The 21524-nt window shown below is 48.8% G+C and carries 14 protein-coding genes; 5 read left to right on the plus strand and 9 right to left on the minus strand.

What is annotated here, in order from left to right; translation table 11 throughout:
* Nucleotides 1-81 precede the first annotated feature (81 nt).
* Nucleotides 82-8562, plus strand: coding sequence for an autotransporter domain-containing protein (locus ACO6VE_RS13315; protein WP_422461697.1), 8481 nt, complete (start codon nt 82-84; stop codon nt 8560-8562).
* 170 nt (nt 8563-8732) lie between these two features.
* On the opposite strand, the gene ACO6VE_RS13320 is transcribed toward ACO6VE_RS13315, so the two are convergent.
* Nucleotides 8733-9023: a helix-turn-helix domain-containing protein gene (locus ACO6VE_RS13320; protein WP_422461699.1), complete on the minus strand. Its 291-nt coding sequence runs from the start codon at nt 9021-9023 to the stop codon at nt 8733-8735.
* A 345-nt stretch (nt 9024-9368) separates the two neighbouring features.
* Between ACO6VE_RS13320 and ACO6VE_RS13325 the strand changes: the two genes are divergently transcribed.
* Both ACO6VE_RS13325 and ACO6VE_RS13330 read left to right on the plus strand, forming a co-directional pair.
* The gene (locus ACO6VE_RS13325; RefSeq protein ID WP_422445893.1) at nt 9369-9650 is read left to right on the plus strand and encodes a hypothetical protein; all 282 of its coding nucleotides are present in this window, start codon (nt 9369-9371) and stop codon (nt 9648-9650) included.
* Entirely contained in the window at nt 9637-10020 is a 384-nt protein-coding gene (locus tag ACO6VE_RS13330; RefSeq protein ID WP_422445895.1) for a type II toxin-antitoxin system VapC family toxin, read from the plus strand. The genes ACO6VE_RS13325 and ACO6VE_RS13330 overlap by 14 nt, the downstream gene beginning before the upstream one ends.
* A gap of 39 nt (nt 10021-10059) precedes the next feature.
* Here ACO6VE_RS13330 and ACO6VE_RS13335 read toward each other — a convergent pair whose 3' ends face one another.
* The 8 genes from ACO6VE_RS13335 to menD form a co-directional block, all read right to left on the minus strand.
* The gene (locus ACO6VE_RS13335) at nt 10060-10932 is read right to left on the minus strand and encodes a U32 family peptidase (protein ID WP_422461701.1); all 873 of its coding nucleotides are present in this window, start codon (nt 10930-10932) and stop codon (nt 10060-10062) included.
* Nucleotides 10933-11064: 132 nt separating this feature from the next.
* Nucleotides 11065-12072 carry a ubiquinone anaerobic biosynthesis protein UbiU gene (gene ubiU, locus ACO6VE_RS13340; protein WP_422445899.1) on the minus strand — a complete coding sequence of 336 codons (1008 nt, stop codon included), beginning with the start codon at nt 12070-12072 and terminating at the stop codon, nt 11065-11067.
* 318 nt (nt 12073-12390) lie between these two features.
* Nucleotides 12391-13032, minus strand: coding sequence for an RNA 2',3'-cyclic phosphodiesterase (gene thpR, locus ACO6VE_RS13345; RefSeq protein WP_422461703.1), 642 nt, complete (start codon nt 13030-13032; stop codon nt 12391-12393).
* A gap of 123 nt (nt 13033-13155) precedes the next feature.
* Complete coding sequence (gene menE, locus ACO6VE_RS13350; RefSeq protein ID WP_422461705.1) at nt 13156-14556, minus strand: o-succinylbenzoate--CoA ligase; 1401 nt, start codon at nt 14554-14556, stop codon at nt 13156-13158.
* A 36-nt stretch (nt 14557-14592) separates the two neighbouring features.
* The gene (gene menC / locus ACO6VE_RS13355) at nt 14593-15588 is read right to left on the minus strand and encodes an o-succinylbenzoate synthase (RefSeq protein ID WP_422461707.1); all 996 of its coding nucleotides are present in this window, start codon (nt 15586-15588) and stop codon (nt 14593-14595) included.
* A 3-nt stretch (nt 15589-15591) separates the two neighbouring features.
* Nucleotides 15592-16431: a 1,4-dihydroxy-2-naphthoyl-CoA synthase gene (gene menB, locus ACO6VE_RS13360; protein ID WP_101747640.1), complete on the minus strand. Its 840-nt coding sequence runs from the start codon at nt 16429-16431 to the stop codon at nt 15592-15594.
* Between the two features lie 20 nt (nt 16432-16451).
* Nucleotides 16452-17273, minus strand: a complete 822-nt coding sequence (menH, locus tag ACO6VE_RS13365; protein WP_422461709.1) for a 2-succinyl-6-hydroxy-2,4-cyclohexadiene-1-carboxylate synthase — start codon at nt 17271-17273, stop codon at nt 16452-16454.
* The gene (menD, locus tag ACO6VE_RS13370; RefSeq protein WP_422461711.1) at nt 17270-19021 is read right to left on the minus strand and encodes a 2-succinyl-5-enolpyruvyl-6-hydroxy-3-cyclohexene-1-carboxylic-acid synthase; all 1752 of its coding nucleotides are present in this window, start codon (nt 19019-19021) and stop codon (nt 17270-17272) included. Before menD ends, menH begins: the two co-directional genes overlap by 4 nt.
* A gap of 239 nt (nt 19022-19260) precedes the next feature.
* Here menD and ACO6VE_RS13375 point away from each other — a divergent pair, with 239 nt between their 5' ends.
* Entirely contained in the window at nt 19261-20496 is a 1236-nt protein-coding gene (locus ACO6VE_RS13375) for a hypothetical protein (protein ID WP_422461713.1), read from the plus strand.
* Nucleotides 20497-20693: 197 nt separating this feature from the next.
* Nucleotides 20694-21469 (plus strand): IS5 family transposase gene (locus tag ACO6VE_RS13380; protein WP_422461715.1). Its coding sequence is split into 2 segments (ribosomal slippage): nt 20694-21033 and nt 21033-21469, totalling 777 coding nucleotides; the frame shifts between segments, so codons are not numbered across the junction.
* Nucleotides 21470-21524: the final 55 nt, after the last annotated feature.

A 21524-nucleotide genomic window follows, 5' to 3' on the forward strand; every position in this document is an offset into this window, starting at 1 on the left:
AGTCATTCGTCATTCATTTTTCGTTTTTTAAACCGTGATTGAACGCTTTGCAAACTTTCCCCGGTATTTGAGGTGTAAGCAATGAGTCGTATGTCTATTACATCAGGCAAAAAGGCCCTGGTCCTGGCTATCAGTTCGGTGCTGGCTGGATGGGTTGGCAGTAATGGCTCGTATGCCGATGGTTTAGACGATTGGCCTCCTAAACAAGCGGTACCAATCAGTGGTAATGAAGAAAAAACTGTGCCAGCCGGGATAATCACGATAAAAGATACTTGCGATGGGGGTAGCAGTCAGTCAGCATGCAACATTTCAATGACCGGTGGCACACTGACAATCCCGTCTAATGCCACTATCAAGGTAGAGGGAACAGGGGATGCAAGTATTGTCAGTAAAACTGGCAATAATACAATTACTAATGAAGGAAAGGTGAGTGTAGTTAAAGATGCTACGGGCGTACGATTAAAAGCTGACAAATTAACCATAGGTGGTGGCGGTGAGATTGATGCATTTTCGGGTGCGGACGATACCACCGGCGTTGTCATTGAGGGCGGCGAGCTGACAAACTCCAGCACGGTAAAGGGTTCTAATTCTAAAGCAGCTATTAAAATTGAGGGTGGCACGCTGATAAACTCCGGCAGCATAGAGAGCTCTGCAGCAGCTATAGAAATCACTGGAGCAGCTACCGCTACCTTTAATACGGGATCTACTGTTAAGGGATTACATGCCTCTGCACCCGTGGCGATTGATGCATCAGCCGCAACAGGAAAGGTCACCGTTAATATCAATGAGGGTACGTTTACTGGGGATATAAAGGGCAATGCCGGGAAAGACAATGAGCTGAACATTAAAAAAACTGGCGACGGCATCAAGAACAATATCAGTGGTTTTGAAACTATCAATATCACCGGCACGGGCTGGACAGCCCAGGGGCATGTATCCGGTGCAAACAAGTTGAACACCAACAGCGCGATCGAAGACCTTTATGTCAGTAAAAAAGATTCAGACTTAGTGACGAGCGCTGATCCTGATACCCTTAGAATTAAAATGGCATCTGAAACTCTGGCGATTGAAACCGATACCGCCAGCGGTGCTGACAGCAAAGTCAAAAATCTGCATATACTCGATGCTACACATCTCAACTTAAGCGACGGTAACAGCTCGTCGCCTGGCCCCGCTACAGTTGACACAATCACTGTTGGCGGCACTGCTGGCTGGCAGGTTGATGGTGTGGCTAAAGGTGTAACCGAAGTCAACACCACCGGCACCGTTGGCAAACTTTACGTCGATGATAAAGAGGCTAGTGAACTAAGCAGTATTCAAAGTGCTGCCGGTTTGCTGAAGGTAGGATCTGAAAACCTGAAGATTACCACCAATAGTCCTGGCACAATAGAACACCTACATATACTGGGCGCTAAACAGCTCACCTTTGGTGAAACATCCTCTGGCTCCGCCTCGGTCGGGCAAATCAATGTTGGCCCTACCGCTGCCTGGACAACCGCTGGTAAGGCTGAAAATGTAAGCGTAGTCAAAACCACTGGCACCATTGAAAATCTCTATATCATCGAAAACGAAACGCCAGTCAGTGCTGCTGGTTCTTTATGGGTGAAATCTAAGTCTGACGGTCTAACAATCGCTACCAATATAAGCGGTGGTGCCGAAGGTAAAATCAGCAACCTGCACATACTCAGTGCTAAAAACAAGCTCACACTAAGCGATGACGAAGCAAATTATCAGTCCGGCTTTGCCACAGTTGACAAGATCATTGTTGGCGAAGAAGTTGGCAAACCAGATGGCGATAACTTGGATGTTGACGGTTTTGCCAGCGGAGTAACCAAACTCAACACCGTCGGCATTATTAATCTTAATGTTTATGATAAGAACCCTGAGACAAGTGGTGGTAGTAATGGGAGTGATACGCTCAAGGTCATCTCTGAAAAACTGGCGATTGTTACCGACATCGCCAAAAACCCTAACAGCAAAATCGAGAACCTGCATATACTCGGCGCTACACAGCTAAACTTAAGCGACAGCGTTAATGAATTTGGCCCCGCCGCAGTTGAACAAATCACTGTTGGCGATACCGCTGGCTGGCAAGTCAACGGCCTGGCCAAAGGAGTCAGCGCAGTCAACACCCGCAGTACCATTAACAATCTTTATGTCCGAGGCAATGCTGCTGTACCAAGTGCCATTACAGACAAAGAAAAAGACAACACTGTCGGTTCTTTGCAGGTAATGTCTGACCAGCTGGCGATTGTTACCGATACCGCCAGCGGGGCTGAAGGCAAAATCAACGACCTGCATATATTGGGTGCCACAAAGCTAACAGGAACGGCCCCTGCTATTGAAAATATTCAAGTCTATAGCGCTGAAGATTGGAAACTGCTCCCTGTTTTGAGTGGCGTTAAAAACATCACTGCCAAAATGCCTGCATCTGCATCAGGGGCTTCAAGTGTCCCAACATTTATTAGTGCTATTTCTTTGAGATCCGATGCAACAAATTTAAATGATTCTGATGCAAAGACTCTAAGTATCAAAGCTCTCAAATCCGATACAAACCACCCCAATATCACTGCAGATAAGCTCGGGCTAATAGAAAAACTGACCATCGGTAAAGAAGCAGGGATTGGCGATATCTCCAATGTGAAAAATATCGAAATAGCTACAGCTTCAGCTGATCCTGATTGGCAGGTCGGTTTGGTAAACAATGCCTCTGAAATTACTGTCACTAACAGCACCGTTAACAATCTTTCTGTCAACGTTAGCGGCGCTAATGTACCTGTTGGCAATCAAAGAAGTGCTGTCGGTTCTTTGCAGGTCAGGTCTGACGCACTGAAGATTGCTACCACCGGTTCTGGCAAAATCGACAATCTGCATATATTGGGTGGCACAGAGCTACAAGGATCGGGCCCTGTTGCTATTAAAAATTTAGAAGTCAATAGTGCTGACAGTTGGAAACTGCTCCCTTATCTGAGTGGCGTTGAAAAAATCACTGCCAAAATGCCTGCATCTGCATCAGGGGCTTCAAGTGTCCCAACAGTTATTAGTGCTATTTCTTTGGTGGGGGCCAATGCAAAAGATTTAACTAAGGATGCAAAGACTTTGAGTATCGTAGCTCCCAAGTCCCCTGCAACCTCTCCCCAGGTCACCGCAGATAAGCTCGGGCTAATAGAAAAACTGACCATCGGTAAAGCAGCAGGGATTGGCGATATCTCCAATGTGAAAAATATCGAAATAAATTCAGCTACTACTGATTGGCAGGCCGGTTTGGTAAAAAATGCCTCTAAAATTACCGCCACCAGCACCATTGAACATCTTCACGTCGACGATAGTAAAGCTAAAGAATTAAGTGCCATTGACAAAGCTGACGGACGACTGAAGGCAGGATCTGACAATCTGACGATTGTCGCAAATGCAAGCGATAAGTCCGCGAGCAAAATCAACAACCTGCATATACACGGTGCTGCACAGCTCAATATCAGCGATGGGAAAGACCAGCCCGGCCCCGCCTCGGTTGATAAAATCATTGTTGGCAAAACCGATGGCTGGAAAGTCAGGGGTTTGGCCAAAGCTAGTAACGTCGAAACCACAGGTACCATTAAGCATCTTTATGTCGGTACCCAAGACCACAAGCTAAGTGCGAGTGCAATTGAAGACACTGCTTCTTTGCGGGTGGTGCAGTCTGGCGAACTGAATATCAAAACTGATAAAAACGGCGACGCTGACGGCAAAATTGACAAGTTGCATATATTGGGTGGTACAACGCTGAAAGGCACAGATCTTGTTATTAACAATATTGAAGTCAATAGCACTGACGATTGGAAATTGCTCTCAGCTCTGAGTGGCATGAAATCCATCACTGCCAAAAAGCCTGCATCAGGAGAGGATTCAGGTAACCAGGAAGTTATTAGTGCGATTACTTTACAAGGGTCTGGTGCGACAAAGCCACCAGAAAACGTTTCAAAGACTTTAAATATTAATACTCCCAACTCCATTCAGATCAGCGCAGATGAGTCCGGGCTAATAAAAACTCTGACCATCGGTGATGCAGCCGCGGCTGGCACTATCTCAAATGTGAAACAGATTAAGATCAATTCACCTAATTCTGATTGGCAGGTCGGTTTGTTAAAAAACCCTTCTCGAATTACTGTTGATGATGCTGTCAAGGCAAACCCCATAACCATAAAAGGTCCCGGTAGCCCCGCCTCCAGGGGCAGCTCTGGCTCGACGAAGGGTGTCTTGAACGTAGCGTTTGACCAACTGGCGGATGATTTCTTTCACATTACAGGCAGCAAAGCTATTAGCAGCATTGATTTTTCCCATTCCAGCGAGCGCCCCAGTCTCAAGTTTACGCCAACAGAGAGCATGACGTTTGACAACATAAAAGGTAACCCCGCAAAACAAGATACCCTTGTATTTACGGGAAGTGTAGGATTTTCTGATGATAAGAATAAGAAGATGCCTGCAGGCTTTATCGGCATTGAGTACGGCTATATGCCTGACTCTGTTCCTGTTAACCTGAAAAGGCTTGAATTGTCGTCTATTGACCAGTATTCCACAATCAAAGCTGTCAAAAAAGGGTCTGAAGACAGTGAAGCACTGAACATTCCATTTGATACTGGCATGCCGACAGCGTTTTATCTGAAAACCGCCGACGATACGCACTACTCCATCGACTTCAGCTCTACTGACCGCCCCACCACGACCTTTGAAATTGCTAAAGGTCTGGTTACCGAACTCAAGAATAACAGCAGTAAAAATGACCAGTTAGTAATCCGTGGTGGTATTTTAGAGGGAGATATTGACAGCATCAGCTCTCTGGCCATAGCCGGTGGAGAGGACGATGCCGGTGCCGGGGACTGGAAGGCATCTGGAACGTTCAGCAATCTGAATAGTGTCAATGTCCTTGATAAAGGGGTATTAACCACACTGAATGTTGCCGGGTCAGCCAACCATGACGCATCAGGCCAGACCCTGAATGTAACCACTGCCAGTAATCAGCCACTGCCGGTTACGGTGGCCAAAGACGGCCAACTTAACACTTTGAATATCAATGATGGTGCCAGCCTGGCAGCAGTGAAACTGCAGGGAGCTACCACCATTCACATTGCCGAGAAGGCTAATTGGCAGGCAGGTTCGGTGACGGATGCTGGCACCATTCAGGCACCAACCCATGAGTTGACCCTGGTCAAGTTGGGTAAGGATTTAACTGGTCCGGTGAATCAGCAGAACCTGGTGTTAAATACCCTGAGCCATCCAATATCGATAACCGCAAAAGGGATCAATACGCTGGAACTGGCCAGTGGTGCAAAACTGGGAACTGCCAACGGTGTCAAACAACTGAACATCACCGGTACTGGCTGGTCAGCGAAGGAATGGTTATCCGAGGTAACCACTGTGCAAACCTCCACTGCCATCTCAGACCTTTCGGTCACCAGTAAATCAGCGGCTTCAAGTGCTGTTCAAGACAACGCTGCCGGTTCGCTGAAGGTGAAGTCTGACAAACTGGCAATTGCCACCGATACCGCCAGCGGCGCTAACGGAAAAATCGACCACCTGCAGATACTCGGTGCTACAGAGCTCAGCTTAAGCAATGGTGTGAACAAACCTGGCCCCGCCGTGGTGGACAAGATCACTGTTGGCGATGCCACTGGCTGGAAAGTTAACGGATTTGCCAGCAAAGTCAGCGCAGTCAACACCAAAAGTACCATTAACAATCTTTATGTCCACGATGGCAATGCTGTTATACCAAGTGCCATTAAAGACAGCGCTGCCGGTTCTTTGCAGGTAATGTCTGGCGAGTCGGCGATTGATATTAATACTGTCGGGGCTCAAGGTATAATCGACCACCTGCATATACTCGGTGCTACCCAGCTCAACTTAAGCGACAGCGTTAAAAAACCTGGCCTCGCCGCAGTTGACAAAATCACCGTTGGCGATACCGCTGGCTGGCAAGTTAATGGCTTTGCCAACAAAGTCAGCGCACTCACCACCGATGGTAACGTCAACCACCTTTATGTGAACGATACCAGCGCTGTTGTACCAAGTACCATTAAAGACAGTCCTGTCGGTTCTTTGCAGGTGAGGTCTGACGCGCTGGCGATTACCACCACTAAGACTGGTGCTGCTGCTGGCAAAATCGACCAACTGCATATATTGGGTGGTACAAAGCTAACAGTATCAGCTTCTGTTATTAACAATATTGAAGTCAACAGCGCTGACGATTGGGAACTGCTCTCAGCTATGAGTGGCGTGCAAAGCATCACTGCCAAAAAGCCGGCATCAGGGAACCAGGCAGTTATTAGTGGTATTTCTTTGGTAGGAGCTAATGCAGGAAAGCCAGGCCAGCCAAAGACTTTAAATATTAACGCCCCCAAGTCTGATAACCCAATTCAGATCAGTGCAGATGAGTCCGGGCTAATAGAAAAACTGACCATCGATAAATCAGATAAATCAGCGGTGATTGGCGCTATCACCAATGTGAACAATATTGACATAAAATCCGATGATTGGCAGGTGGGTTTGGTGACTGATGCTGACCAAATTAAGGCAGTAAACCTTAAATCAGTCATGGTAGGTAAGGAATTACCCACCGATTCGGTGAAGCAGCAAAGCCTGGTGTTAAATACCCCGAGCCGCAAGGTATCGTTAAAAGCACAAGGTATCGATACGCTGGAACTGGCCAAGGGTGCAAGACTGGCAACGGCCGACGCAGTTCATCATCTGAAAATTACTGATAATGACTGGTCAGCAACTGGAGTGGTTACCATGGAAGGCGATAAGGCCAGCATTGATATTATGGAGGGAATTAGCGTTGGTGCCATTGGCACGATTGGCACGATTGGCAAAGATGTTCAGGTTGCGGCGAAAAAAGCTGATGCTGTAGCGCCGCCATCATCGCTGAAGATTGCCTTTAACCCAACTGAATCTAAAACACTGAAAGTAACTAGCAGCGGTAATATAAAGGGCAATATTGATTTCACCGGGGTATCCGAAAACGCAACAGTAACCCTTGAGCAAACAGGCGGTATGATAGAAGGCGATATCACCGGTGTGAGTGATATTATGATCAGCGGTACCGATGAGTTAAAAGGCTCTATCCAGGGCAAGGTAAACCTGGAAATTGTTAAAGGCGGTAAACTGAAAATCAACAAAGAAGTCAATGTCGGGGGCGGCCGTTACCATCAGGTTGGCGATTTGGAGATGGATGCCAATGCAGATCCCGTTCATCCACTGGTCAATGCAGACAGCATTGACATTGAACCTGATGCCCGGGTGGTTGCGCAGCTGAACGAAGTAAATGATACAGATAACACGCTGTTGATGACCTCCAATAAACCCATTAACCGGGCCGTTACTCTGGTTATTGAGAATGAGCAGTATGACCACTTTACCGCCAAGCTGAGTAAAGATAAAAAGCGTATGGAGGTTGCCAGAGAACCTATGGGCAACCATGTCAGTAAACTGGCGACAGCCGGTGGGGCACCCGCGTCTGCTGCCAGAGCCCTGAAAGTTGCCGCTGACAAAAAAGCGGCGGTGGGCGATGACAAACTCAACACATTTGTAGTCCCTCTTGCCAAAACCTCCGACCAGGCTGCCCAACTTGCCAGACAGCTCACCCCGGATAACACCGCCAGTGCCGTCAGTGCCGCCCAGGGCGCACAGCGAATGTCCGGTAAAGCCATTGAGACCCGCACTACCAGCATCCGCACCGGCATCAGCAGTGGCGATATGATGGAGTCCGGCGGGTTCTGGATTCAGTATGCCTATAACGATGCCACCCAGGATGAACATGACGGTGTTTTTGGCTTTGATGCCAAAACCAATGGCTTTACCTTGGGGGTGGATACCGAACTGGATGATATGACCGATGTGGGGCTGGCCTATACCTACGCTAAAACAGATATCAGTGGTAAAGGCTCTGGCGGCAGCATGGATTCCAAAAATCATATTTTCAGCCTGTACGGTGCCTTTACCCAGGATGAGATGTTCCTGGATGGCCAGCTCAGCTACTCCTCTGGTGATAATGACGCACGGCGCTCCGTCGTTGGTAATGCAGTTAAGGCTAGCTATGACACCAAAAGCTGGGGCATCAGCCTGACAGCTGGCTATACCATGCCCATGGATGATGACTGGAGCTGGCAACCACTCGGTGCCTTTAACTACTACCGTATAGAGACTGATGATTATTCAGAATCCGCTGCTCTTAATCACCTGGCATACGACAATGTTAAAAATGACAATTACTCTATTTTAGAGCTTGGTGTCGGGGTTAAGTTAATGGGCGATATCTACATGGATGATATGGTATTCCAGCCAGCCTTCAAACTGATGGCCTTCCACGACTTTAAGGATGACCCGGTGACCATGACCGCTCACTATGCTGCCGGAGGCGATAGCTTTGTCGTACACGGTGCCAAGCGTGACGATAACCGCTTCCAGTTTGCCGCTTCGGTGGATATGGAGTTGGATAGTAATATGACGCTGTCGTTCAACTACAGCCATGACTGGATGGATAACTTCAAGTCCGATGGGTTTATCGCCCGGCTGCGGTATGACTTTTAGCAGGAGGAGTAATATTTCAGGCTAACGGTTATGTGTGCAAAGTGCTTATAGAGTGTGTACAGAGTTGCCTCCCTTTTCGGGAGGCTTTTTTTTGCAGAGAAAACCGAGAAAAGCGGAGTCAAGCCCTGATTCTTGACACCTGCCGGTCATTTATACTGTCGGCTATAGTTTCAGGCGGGTGAGAAGGTGATGTTCAGTTTGTGCCCGGTCGCTTCGGCGTATTTTTTCAACATGCCCAGGCTGGGCAAGGTTTTACTGTTGGCACTTTCAAGACGGCAGATGCTGGTTTTCTGGGTGCCTATTACCTGGGCAATTTCTTCCTGGGTCATCCCTGCCTCCTGCCGCATGCGGATCAGTTCGCGACGAAGCGCGAAGAACTCTGCCTTTTCGGCCATGGCGGCTTGGACATCATCACGTTCAAGCATTTTATCCCGAAACGCTTTATAACTTGAGTTTGCCATGCTGTACCTCCCTCATTCGCTGGTAGCCAAGCCCTAACTCTCTCTTTGGAGTCTTTTGTGTTTTTTCTGGAAAACATGCAAAAGGCAGTTTACCCATGTCCTTAGCAACCCGGTCACTGTAGAAGTGGATTTGCCACGTCGTTTGTTTCATAAACACAGGTTAGCAATATTGTTAACTTTTATCAATGCGGTGATGTCAACATCGTTCAGGGAAGCTGCCCGAGAGTTGCCCTATGCGGCAACAGCTCCTGCGCTGCTCAGGCAAGTCCAAAAAAACTGTAGTCTTGCGGTTATGAGATGTACGCTCTATATTTATGAGCGTACACACCTTCAGGATTTTGTGTTATGTCTACGCAACAAGAACCAAAACAGAGTAACCAGGGGGTAACCCTGACTCAGCTTCGCAAGAATATCTATCAGCTTGTCGATGAAGTGATCGCCAGTGGTAAGCCATTAACCATTGAACGGGGGGGAACTCTGCTAAAACTGGATGTTGTCACCAGAGCTTCATCAAAACTTGGAAATCTTAAGGTCCGCAACACCTTGCTGCCTGATGGTCCTGATACGGCAGAAGGTCTTGAGGAAGCGATCACCCACCAGTGGGAGCCAGATAATGGTTTTGATTGATACGCATATTGCGGTCTTTCTGCACAGTGGTGATTTGGGCAAGGTTTCCCCGCAGGCTCAGGAGCAGCTTGAACATCATGATATTGTTTTGCCGGAACTGGCCAGGCTGGAGCTTCAGTATTTGCATGAGATTGGCCGGATTGCCTATACCCCTGCCGAGATAGTGGCGGATTTGTATGGTGATGTGGGCATGGTTTGTTCAAAAACGCCCACCGCAGGACTGGTGCAATCGGCTATGGGTATTCACTGGACTCGGGACGTTTTTGACCGGCTGATTGCCGCTGATGCCATTTTTTGCGATTGCCCGTTGATTACCCGTGATCAGCGTATCATTGAGCATTTACCTCAGGCGTTCAGTGCCCGCTACTGAGCAGACTTTAATGGGGGTTCTATCATTGCTCCCTGTTACTCAATGGGTTATGCCGGGCTTTCCTGACCAATAGCCATTACATTGTTGAATGTCCGAAGTCATGACCTTACTCCCCAACGCCATTGCCTGCGCCAGTTCATCAGCCACTTTCAGAATATCTTCCGAATGCCCGGAAAGACGCATGGCCTTCACTCCGGCACTGGCCATCACCTGCCACTGATCCAGAATATTATGACAACTGCCAGACAGTGTCTGAATACCGTTGATGGTAAACAGCGCATCACCTTCCCGGGTCGCCAGGGGAATACCTGCTGATGACTTAATACAGCTGAACTCGCAGCTGTCTTTGCTCAGCTCATGGGTTCGGGCGGTAAAACAGCGGGCCGAGTAGGCCAGTGGCAGGTAGCCATAGCTGAATACCTCGGTTTCCAGATCATCAATGCCCAGCTCTGGCAAGCGCCCCATAATCAACTTAAGGTGCTCAAAAGAGAGTTCAACCGGCAAAACCCAGCGTTTTAAACCGGTACCATGCAGAACCTGCAATGCTTCAGCACTGTACAGATTCACCGAAGGACCGGTAATAAAAGGGACGCCCGCTTTTGATAGATAGTGGACAGCGGCCATATCGTTGGCTTCTACAGTAAAGTCTCCGTTCTCACAGACCTTGCTCACCTGAGCCAGTTCAGACTCAGCTTCAATCAGCGTCAGTGTCGATAGAACGACTTCTTTGCCTTTAGACTGCAATAACCTGGCAATGGCTAACCAGTCATCCAACTTCAGCTCACGTCTTTTCGAGCATACGACTTCTCCCAGGTAGACTCGTTCAAAGGCGGACTCGGCTACTTTCTCGTAAAACGCCATAACGTCTTGTTTAGGCCAGAAGAACAGTAATGGGCCAAGGGTGATTTGCATAGTTTATTCCCTGTCTGCGCCGGGCGTTACCCGAAAACGCGATCTGCCAGCCACAAAGAAAGCAAAGCATGTAAACCTTTATGGCTCGTGTCTTTGTGGTTTAAATCAAAAGAGAGTGTCAAGCAGCTAACATCACTGCCAGGGGCGATTATAGGCACCCAGTGTAGTCTGGCTACCTTCAGACAAACGGGAAAGGCCAGCCATCCAGCGTTCATTGGTGGTAAAACGATCTGGATTGACCTGGTAATGGTCCAGCGCTTCCCGCCAGATTCTCACCACTTCGGCAACATAGGCCGGGCTTCGCTGGCGGCCCTCAATTTTCACCGCACTGATGCCAGACTGATACAGCTGAGGGATCAGATCCAGGGTATTGAGGCTGGTAGGCTCTTCAATGGCATGACTGACCTGATCATTCACCGTAAAGCGCCCCTTGCAGAGGGTTGGATAACCGGCCTGCTCGTGGTGATCAAAACGGTCGATCAACAAACCTCCCAGTCGGGTTTCCATCCCATTGGCCGTTGTCTGCCAGCGCACAGCGGATGCCGGAGAACAGGCACCGGCGGTATTGGGCGATTCCCCTGTCACATAAGAAGAGAGAATGCAGCGCCCTTCGGCCATAATACAAAGACTGCCAAAGGCAAATACTTCCAGCTCCACCGGGCTTTTCTGAGCCAGTCGCTCAACCTGTTTTAACGACAGCACCCTGGGCAGTACTGCGCGTTTGATACCAAAATGATCATGATAAAAAGACAGGCTGGCCTGGTTAGTGGCAGAAGCCTGAACGGAAAGATGAAGATTAAGATCGGGGTATCGCTTGCAGGCATAGTCCAGCACGCTGATATCGGCAGCAATCAGGGCATCGACACCGAAGTCGGCACACATATCCACTGCTTTTTTCCAGCGGTGCCAGTTGGTCGCCTGAGCATAGGTGTTTACCGCAACAAAAAGCCGCACCTTTTTTCCACGGGGATTTTTATCAACGTAGTCCAGTGCCTTCATGGCCCGCTGATCAGAAAAGTTCAGACCGGCAAAATGTCGGGCATTGGTTTCATCACGAAAGCCGATGTATACGGCATCAGCACCATTATCGACAGCGGCTTTCAGGGAAGGAAGGTTACCGGCAGGACACACCAATTCCATAGAGAATTATCCAGTAGTTTTTGCGCAGCATAGCACGCTGAACAAAAAAACCGACTTGATACTTATCAAGAAATAGCCAGAAAAATAAGTATCAACAACTAGCACATGGTTTCAATGAGTTTGCCGGGTTGTCATGCCTCCGCACTCCGTTCGTCCTGAGCCTGTCGAAGGGCGAAAACTCAGGACTCTGAGATCGTGCCAAGCACCCTTCGTCCGTGCATCCTGAGCGGAGCCGAAGGGCGCTCAGGGTGAACGGAGATTGTATACGTCAAACTCATTGAAGCCATGTACCAGGCAACCATCTACTCATCAGTGTTTTCATGCACTAATAGCAAGAGGCAACAACGGAAAAGCATGGAGAGATTTATATCGCGTTCCCATTGCAGTGTTCTCACTTTCCAGTAATACCACCTCACCCACCGTCACCCGGAAGCTGGGAAGGTTAAAATACTGACTATGGGTGACATACCTTGGTCGTTTAAACCGCCCCAGGGTTACGTGGGGGCGAAAATTCCGGGTTTCAGCACTGAAGCCTGACTGCACTGCTGCCTGCTCACAGATATCAGCTAGCCGTTTTAACTCCTGTCCTGAATGCATCTCCAGAGCCAGCACCCGGGGGTTTCGCTCATTTGGAAAGAAACGAAAACAACCGGTCATACTGTCAAAGGTATGGTAGTCCGCCAGATCATTTTCAAGATTGCTGATTAACTGCTGTAACTGTTGGGGGGAGCTATTGCCCAGGAATTTAAGGGTAATGTGCTGCTGCTGGGGAGCTACCCAGCGCAAGTCATGAACATGACCTTCACCGGCTCGATGAATGGCTTTCTTATGCAGCGTTGCAGCAAGTTCAAGAGGAAGTTTTACAGCCAGAAAAGCCCTGACTGGGGAATTATGGGACAGCGCCTCATCAAAAGAGGTCCGGGCGCTGGAAGCGTTGTAGCTAATGGGGTTATTTTTCATATTATTCTAACTTCAACGTCTGACTGCTAAATTCAAACCAATTGCGCCCTGCAATTTGGTTTGGCTAAGTTTGTTGAACCTAGTCTAGTACATTGTTGGCAGAAATCTGCCTGTATCGTCGTATTATTCCAAAAGTGCCTGAAAAAAACGGCGATTAATCTTGATCCCGGCTTCCGCTATCTGCTCAGGAAACAAACGAATATGTACCGGCACTTTGAATTTAGCTATCTTGCCTGCCAGCCTCTGTTTTGTAAATGATTCATTCAGGGCACCGTCCACCGTCTGAACGTAAGCCACAGGGCGCTGGCCATATTCAGGATCCGTTATGGCAACGACCACCGCCTGGACAATCTCCGGGAAGGTCAGCAAAGCCTGCTCAATCTCTTCAGGATGAATATTCTCCCCCCCTGAGATCAACATATTATCCATACGACCACAGACCTGTAACTGGTCACCGTGCCAACGTCCTTTGTCACCGGTATTAAACCAGCCACGGGTACCCGGAAATGGCGTCACCTCGCCCTGCTGAAAATAGCCTTTGGCCAGAGTGTCACCACGCACCTGAATCTCGCCGTCCTCTGTTAAACGGACCTCACGCCATGGCAATACCGCTCCGGAAGTAACACGACCACTGGTAAACAGAGGCTCTCCGGTACACACCTGAGAGGCCATCTCGGTCAGACCATAGGTGGTCAGAACAGTGACCCCCTGTGCTTTTACCGCCTCCACCAGCCTCGGGGAAGCAACGCCGCCACCCAGCAGAATATAACGTACGCCCAAATCATAGAGTGATAACCCGGACTGCAGCAGCCTGAACAATTGGGTATTCACCAGGGAAAGATGGGTCAACCGCTGTCTGATCAGCATGTCATCCAACGACAACCGACGCTCAAACAGCACCATTGTGATACCAGCCAGCAGGCAACGCATAACAATGGCCAATCCGCCCACATGAAACAGCGGCAAGGATAACAGCCAGGTATCACCATAGGTTAATGGCAAGGTATGCATGGAGCCCAGGGCACTAAAATAATGATTTTTATAACTGTGCGCTACCGCCTTTGGGATGCCCGTCGTTCCAGAGGTGGCGATCAGGTCGTAAACGGCTTCAGCATCGATCTTAATGGGCTGAAGTCTGCTCTCCGGCCGTGGCCGTGTATGAGCAATCCGTTGATGAAAATCGATACCCGCACTGTCTGCCAACAGCGCAGCTCCAATACGATCACGATATCCCGACATTTGCGCTTCCGGAAACGCCGGGTTTACCGGGCAGAAAACCCATTGGGAACGAAGGCAGGCCAGGGCAACCACCACAGTGTCCAATGGTTTATGGGTGACAAACAGAAGACGGCGGCCCACTCTCATGCCCTTATCCCGATATATACGACAACACTCATCCACCCACGCATCCAGCTGCCGAAACGTGACTCCGCCCTCCTCCAGCTGAATCGCTGTACAGGAGGACTGATGAATGGCTCGATAACGCAAGGGACAGTGTTGCAATTCGGGGAAGATCGTTTTCATCAACGGCGTTCTGCTATGCTTCTGTTCAGCTCTGTATTACTGAAAAAAAGCGGGGTTAATGGCAACCGGCTGACCGGCAGTAATCCTTGCTGAGGTCAGGCTGTCGGTAAAAGCCGATAAGGTGTCCAGACCCGGTCGTTCTTCCGGTGTCCACTGAGCGCTGAGCTGCTCCAGTATGTGCAATCCAATAGACGACTCATAAGAAGAGCTGAAAACAGTCCTGACACCAACGCTTCTGCCGGTTGTCACCAGCTGTCGGCAACGGGCCAAACCACCCACCAGCGTCGGTTTGATCACAATGGCCGCCAGACCCTGCATGGGGTGTAGGAGGTATTCCGGGTGTTGGACCGTTTCATCCAGGGCAAAGCGAAGCCCGGTCTGCTGGTAGAGTTGTGAGAATTCGGCCACATGCGCGGTCGGCTCTTCAACATAAGTAATTCGCTCGACATCAATAGAGGCTGTGACCCTGAGGGCTTGATCCAATGTCCATTGCTGATTGGCATCCAGCTTGATGCTGACGGACGTTGGCAGAGCCTGCAGAACCTGTTTAATTCTGACACAGTCGCCTTCTATTGAGTCTCGGCCTATCTTCAACTTGAATTCTGTCGGCCAGTTTCCCTGCCACAGCGCAAGTCGGCGGAGGATATCCTCGGTGCTACCCAGCAAAAGTGGTCCGGTTGCTGGCGGGTCAAACCAATGGTCCTGTTGCAACCACCACAGAGCCGATTCAATACCAAACAGCACTGACGGTACTGGCTGCAAATGCAGAACATCAGTGAGAAAAGCACTGTTGATAGATAACGGCCTGCCACCATTAACGGCCCGACAGAAAGCCTGAAGTTGTTCTTCCGCGTCTGCAAGACTCTCACGGCTAAACCCGGGCAGTGGCGCTATGTCGCCATAACCCCACCGGTCACCGATACGCAAACGCAAAATCAGCCCTTCGCGCTTATTCAGGCAGGCGTGCTTCAGCCATAACGGCTGCTTTAAAGGCAGCCGATACCTCAGGATATCGGCCTTACAGTCTTTCATGCTTCAGGAATTACGACCAAAGCGACTGAAATCCGGCTGACGTTTTTCCAGGAAAGCATCCCGTCCTTCCTGTGCCTCTGCGCTCATATAGAACAGCAGAGTCGCATTACCCGCCAGTTCCTGAAGACCGGTCTGACCATCGCAGTCGGCATTCATGGCAGATTTCAGGCAGCGAAGCGCCAGAGGAGAGTGCTGCAAAATCTCACGACACCATTCTACGGTTGTCCGCTCCAGCTCTGCCAGAGGCACAACGGTATTGACCAGCCCCATATCTTCAGCCTGTCTGGCATCGTACTGACGACAGAGGAACCAGATTTCCCGGGCTTTTTTCTGACCAACGATACGTGCCAGATAGCTGGCACCAAAACCACCATCAAATGACCCCACTTTCGGGCCGGTCTGACCAAAACGGGCATTATCCGCCGCAATCGTCAGATCACAAACCAGGTGCAGGACATGACCACCACCGATGGCATAACCGGCCACCATGGCAATCACCGGCTTTGGACAGGTTCTGATCTGACGTTGCAGGTCGAGAACATTCAGATGATGAGTTCCTTTATCATCCTTGTAGCCCGAATCGCCGCGAACGCTCTGGTCACCACCGGAACAGAAAGCCAGATCTCCGGCACCGGTCAGAATCACCACACCCACCGACTCATCAAAACGTGCCGACTCCAGGGCTTTCTGGATTTCTACAATGGTTTGTGGGCGAAAGGCGTTGCGCTTTTCCGGGCGGTTAATGGTAATTTTGGCCATACCCTCTGCCCGGTGATAGAGGATGTCCTCATAATCACCGCTGAGGTTTTCCCAGATCACACCTGAATCCAGCTGCTTGCTCATATCCAACTCCTTATAGCTCTTCAGAAGAGCTCTCTGAGCAACCGGGCCATAGCCTCTGGTTGCTCCCGATGAACATTGTGTCCACACCCGGTCACCGGGTGGACACTGTGTATGACATGCTCTGTCAGCAAATGTTGTCCTAGCTGCCCGAACTTGTGATCATTTTCACCATAAAAATAATGAACGGACAGTGGTGAACCGGCGCTGAGCTGACAATCAGCCTTGAGCCGGGAAAGTGCCTGGCGATAGTCTGGCTGCTTCGATAGACTGAATGCCATCAAGGCATTAGCCAGAACCGAACCACTGCCTTTTGATCGCTCAGCAATCAACGAGCGAATCTGGCTATCATCCAGGTCAGAAAAAACCGGCTGTTTATACCAGTCCAAAAGCACATCAGCCACTGATTCTTCAGTAAAGCGTCTGGCCCATTGCAGATCTGACCGATAACGCTCGCTTCTTTCCTGCTCACTGACCAGCCCGGGATGCGCTCCTTCCAGTAACAGCTGCGCCACTCGCTGGGGGAAAGCAGTGGTATACGCCATGGCCAGACGTCCTCCCAGTGAATAGCCCAGCAGGTTGAATCGTTTCAGGCTGATGCCTTCCACCTGTTCAATGGTTTGAACCGTCTGTTCCAGGCGATAGCAGAAGTAGTCAGCGCCCTGTTTATCTTCCTCCAGCCACAGACTTGAGCCATGGCCCGGCAGGTCAACAGCAATCAGGCAATAGTCGTCTTTCAGCGCTGCCAGCAGGGATCCCCAGTCGTTTGCACTGCCCAGAAACCCATGCAGTAACACCAGGACTGGCGCATGAACATCACCAGCACAGTAGTAAGACAGGCTCACAGTGTTTTCGCCATAGCGACGGCCTGTTCAATACTTTTTGCCCCAAGGCCAGATTCGGTAAAGACTTCAATAATGGAGCAGCCAGCCTGACTGCAGGCTCTATTAAACTGCGTGGTAAAGTCATCAATGGATTGCTGTGCAGAGTAATCAATTCTGAACATCTCAGCCGCATGCTCTGCTGTAAGACCGTGGGGTGTGACAAAATAATCATTAGTCACATGGGCAACCTCATTGCTACACCCTTTGGTGGTCACATAGAAAATACCACCACCGTCGTTATTGATCAGCACAATAACCAGCGGCGTTTTGCTCCGTGCAGCCAATTGCAGGGAGTTAAGGTCATGGAGAAAAGAGATGTCCCCAATCAATAACACCATTGGCCCCTGGTGTCCGGCAGCACATCCTGCCGCAGTAGCAATCAGCCCATCAATGCCACTGACGCCACGGCTGGCATAAACCCCGGGCAAATGGTGTGTTGAGAAGATATCCACCATGCGAATGGGCAGACTGTTCCCCAGAAATAAGTGGCTTCCGGGTGGTAACAGTTCCCCCAGAGAAGCACCGATCCATTGCTCATTAAGCTGCTCTGGTCGTTGACTTTTCAGCAATTCACCAAGCTTTTCTGCCTGGGCTGTAAATGGTCTGCTCCATTCCCTGTCAGCCTGTATCGCTTCACTGTTGAACAACAGTTGACGACAAACTGAATCAATATCACCCACCAGACGCACACTCTGCCGCTGCCCTGTATCGACTCTTCTGGGAGCAGGGTCAAGCATCCAGTATTCCTGCCAATGGTGCCGGGCAATAAACTGATCCAATCGTTTCGACGTCAGGTAACCGCCAATCTGTAGCACACGGTCGACCTTATTGAATAGACTTTCGCTGGCAGAACTGGCCAGTAACAGGTCAGTGTGCCTGATGGTTTTTCGGTGACCGTGCAGCTGTGATTGAACATCGGCAATTAATGGCCAGCCCAGGCGTTCGGATAACTGCACAATGATATTAACGTCAGTCTCAGGCATCACCCGTCCCACCACAATCAGGCCTTTACCATCGGCAAAATGCTGCCAGCGACCACTATCAGGCAGCCGGGTTAACTCTGGTACAAAGTACTCAGTATAAGGCGTTAATGAGGTCATCCATGGTTGGATACTGGCAAGATAGACGTCATTTTCAATAGAAACCGTTGCTTCCACCTGATGGGGATAGAGCGGCTCCCGAAACATGCAGTTGATATGCAGAGGCAGCCCCAGCGCTGATGATCGGGCATACGCCTGATCAATACTGCCCAGCAGCCAACGGAGGGAGATGGACCTGTCCGGCGTTGGCAAGTCCAGCGTCGCGCCGGTGTAGTTACCAAAGATATTCAACTGATCAATGGCCTGATTTGCACCACAGTCAATCAACTCGGGAGGACGATCAGCCGTCAGAACCACCAGCGGTATACCCGACTGGTGAGCTTCGATAATCGCCGGGTAGAGATTAGCAACCGCAGTGCCTGAAGTAGTGATCAAAGCCACCGGTTCTCCCGTGGCCCTGGCCAGACCCAGGGCGAAGAAACCAAGCCCTCGTTCATCGAAATGAATATGGCGGGTCATACCATGATGATCTGCTACGGCAAAGGTCAATGGTGCTGAGCGGGATCCCGGGGCAATACAGCAATGCCGGATACCCAGTCGCCACAGTTCTTCGATCAGCACTGCAGACCAGATGCCGTTGATATTTGCGTCGTTGGTTTTAACTGTCATGAACTAACTCACCGCATGAGCAGCCAGTGATGGTGGGAATTTCCAGACCTTTCATCAGAAAAGGCCTGAACTGCCGAAGATGATTCCAGCCCGGTAGTCATGGGCTGTTGATATGGTTATGAACTTTTCCTCAATATGAGACTCTAATTCCACAGGGTTATTTATCAAACCATTACTTTAACGGCTGCTTATATTCTCTACAGGCAGGTTCTGTCAAACATTTTTTGAGGTGTATTATTGTGGACACAACTTTTTCTGCTACCGGTAGACCATTAACTTATCAAGAATCAATGGGCAATTCACTAAAGGAAACTGATGACATCAATAAACTGGCCGAAAATTTTATTAAAAAATCTATAGAAATCAATGAACAACGGCAAACTAATGCCGTTAATATCAGCGATATCAGAAAATCATTATTTGCCAGAACCATTAGTCGGTTGAACGAGTTATCGTCAACACGCTTCACGTTAACTCCCGGACTTTATCACCTGGCTAATCCTACTGATCCAGAGCGCTGGGACTGGAATGAATGGCAAAACAATTTAGTTGATAGCCAACAATATGATGCTATTGAAGATATCGTTAAAAATATACCTTTTGATCATAGAACTGATCTTTTGACAGATTTTTTACGAGCCATTGATCCACAATATTTCAATGATCATCTCATTGCAATTGTATTAAAAGATGACACCCCTTTTCAATTTAGAGCAATACTTGAAACCCGTCTTGTAGAAGCAAAGCCCTTTATTGAGACTGCGATCAAAAGAGGACTTGTGCAGGAAAATCTTATCAATAGAATATACAACGAAGGTATCCCTGATACTGGGAAATCAGCTTCACGCAGTGCATCCGCCACCAGGCCAACGAGTCACCAGGATCCCTTTAATGCACTCCAGAATCAGGCAGCCTCACAGCTTGCAACAGAGTTCTCCAGATTATCTGTGGCCCACGGAAACCTGGCTGACAACGACAAAAAACTTATGAGTCAGTTTATCTCTGTGTTAAACACCAACTATCAGTGTCAGGTAGGGTTGTACGAAACCAACCCTGAACTTGGCGAATCTTCTGAAACTTCCAGCAACAACCCAACAACATTTATTAAAGAAGAGTGGGAATCCTGGCAATTCGCTCTGTACGAGAGAGATGATAGCGTTGAACAAGCTTATTATGCTGCCAGGGAAGATAACAAGAGTGAACTTATTATTGAACAAATCGAACATCTATTATTAGCAGTCAGCTGTCCTCAAGAAAAAATCAAGAATGCCTTCCGATCAAATGCTGATATCCTCAGCTTACAGTTGGAATTCCCTGAAGTCGTTCTGGATGATGACAATCTGCTGGGACTTAGTTTTGAAGCTTGTCGTGCCAAAGGAATACCACTAAACAAAATTATTACAGGATTAATTGCATCAGGTTGTTTAACACAAGAATTAATTGATCAGATCATGAAATTGGGGATTGATAATTAATTTAATGTATTCGGGTGACACTCCCCGCCCACCGTTTGCTTCCTGCAATTTAGCCCCTGACTCTCTAAAAGAGCAGGGGCTTTTTTTTTAGATAAAAGACTAAGAGACTGTTGTAAAAGTTACTGACCATTAACTCAGGATAAAAAACTCAACGTCGTCTATAACTACAGTATCTGATTAGTTGAAGGAGGATAATTATGTATCCATCCGACCTGACCGATGATGAGTGGGCAATCCTCAAGCCTCTATTCCCTGACCCTGGCTATGATACTCCAAAAAATAGGCGACCACGTGACTGGAGTTATCGTCTGATATTGAATGTCATATTCTATCTCACTAAAACAGGCTGTCAGTGGCGAATGCTGCCTTCTGACTTTCCACCATGGAGTACTGTCTACACCTATTTCCGAATCTGGAAACAAGATGGAACATGGAAGAAGGTGCATGATGCTCTTCGTGACCAGGTGCGAATTCAGGCGGGCAAAGAGCCACAACCAACAGCAGCAAGCATTGACTCCCAATCCGTGAAAACCTCGGTAAAAGGGGGGATCGAGGCTATGATGGCGGGAAGAAAATAAAAGGCAGAAAACGTCATATAGCTGTTGATACTCTTGGCCTGATTCTGGTGGTATGGGTACACGCAGCCGCATTTAGTGATAGTTTTGCAGGACAGTTCATACTGGCACACCTTAAGAAATACTTTAAAAACATCGGGAAAGTCTGGGCTGATTGTGGCTACCGGGGTTACCTTGAAGAGTGGTTTTATCGTTTCAAACCCAAAAGGGAACTTGAAATCACAAAACGCCCACGTGGAAAGTTTGTCGTGCAAGCCAGGCGCTGGGTTGTGGAGAGAACCTTTGGCTGGTTTGAAGGATCCAGACGTTTATCTAAAGACTATGAACAGCTGCCAAGGAGTTCAGAAGCCTTCGTTTATATATGCATGATTCGCATAATGCTACGAAGGCTTAAGTAGTTTTAAAACAGCCTCTAAGTAGTTAACCAAATGGAATCGTATTTCACCCACAGCA

The sequence above is a fragment of the Endozoicomonas sp. ALB115 genome (assembly GCF_049310245.1).
In the GTDB taxonomy this organism is placed as follows: domain Bacteria; phylum Pseudomonadota; class Gammaproteobacteria; order Pseudomonadales; family Endozoicomonadaceae; genus Endozoicomonas.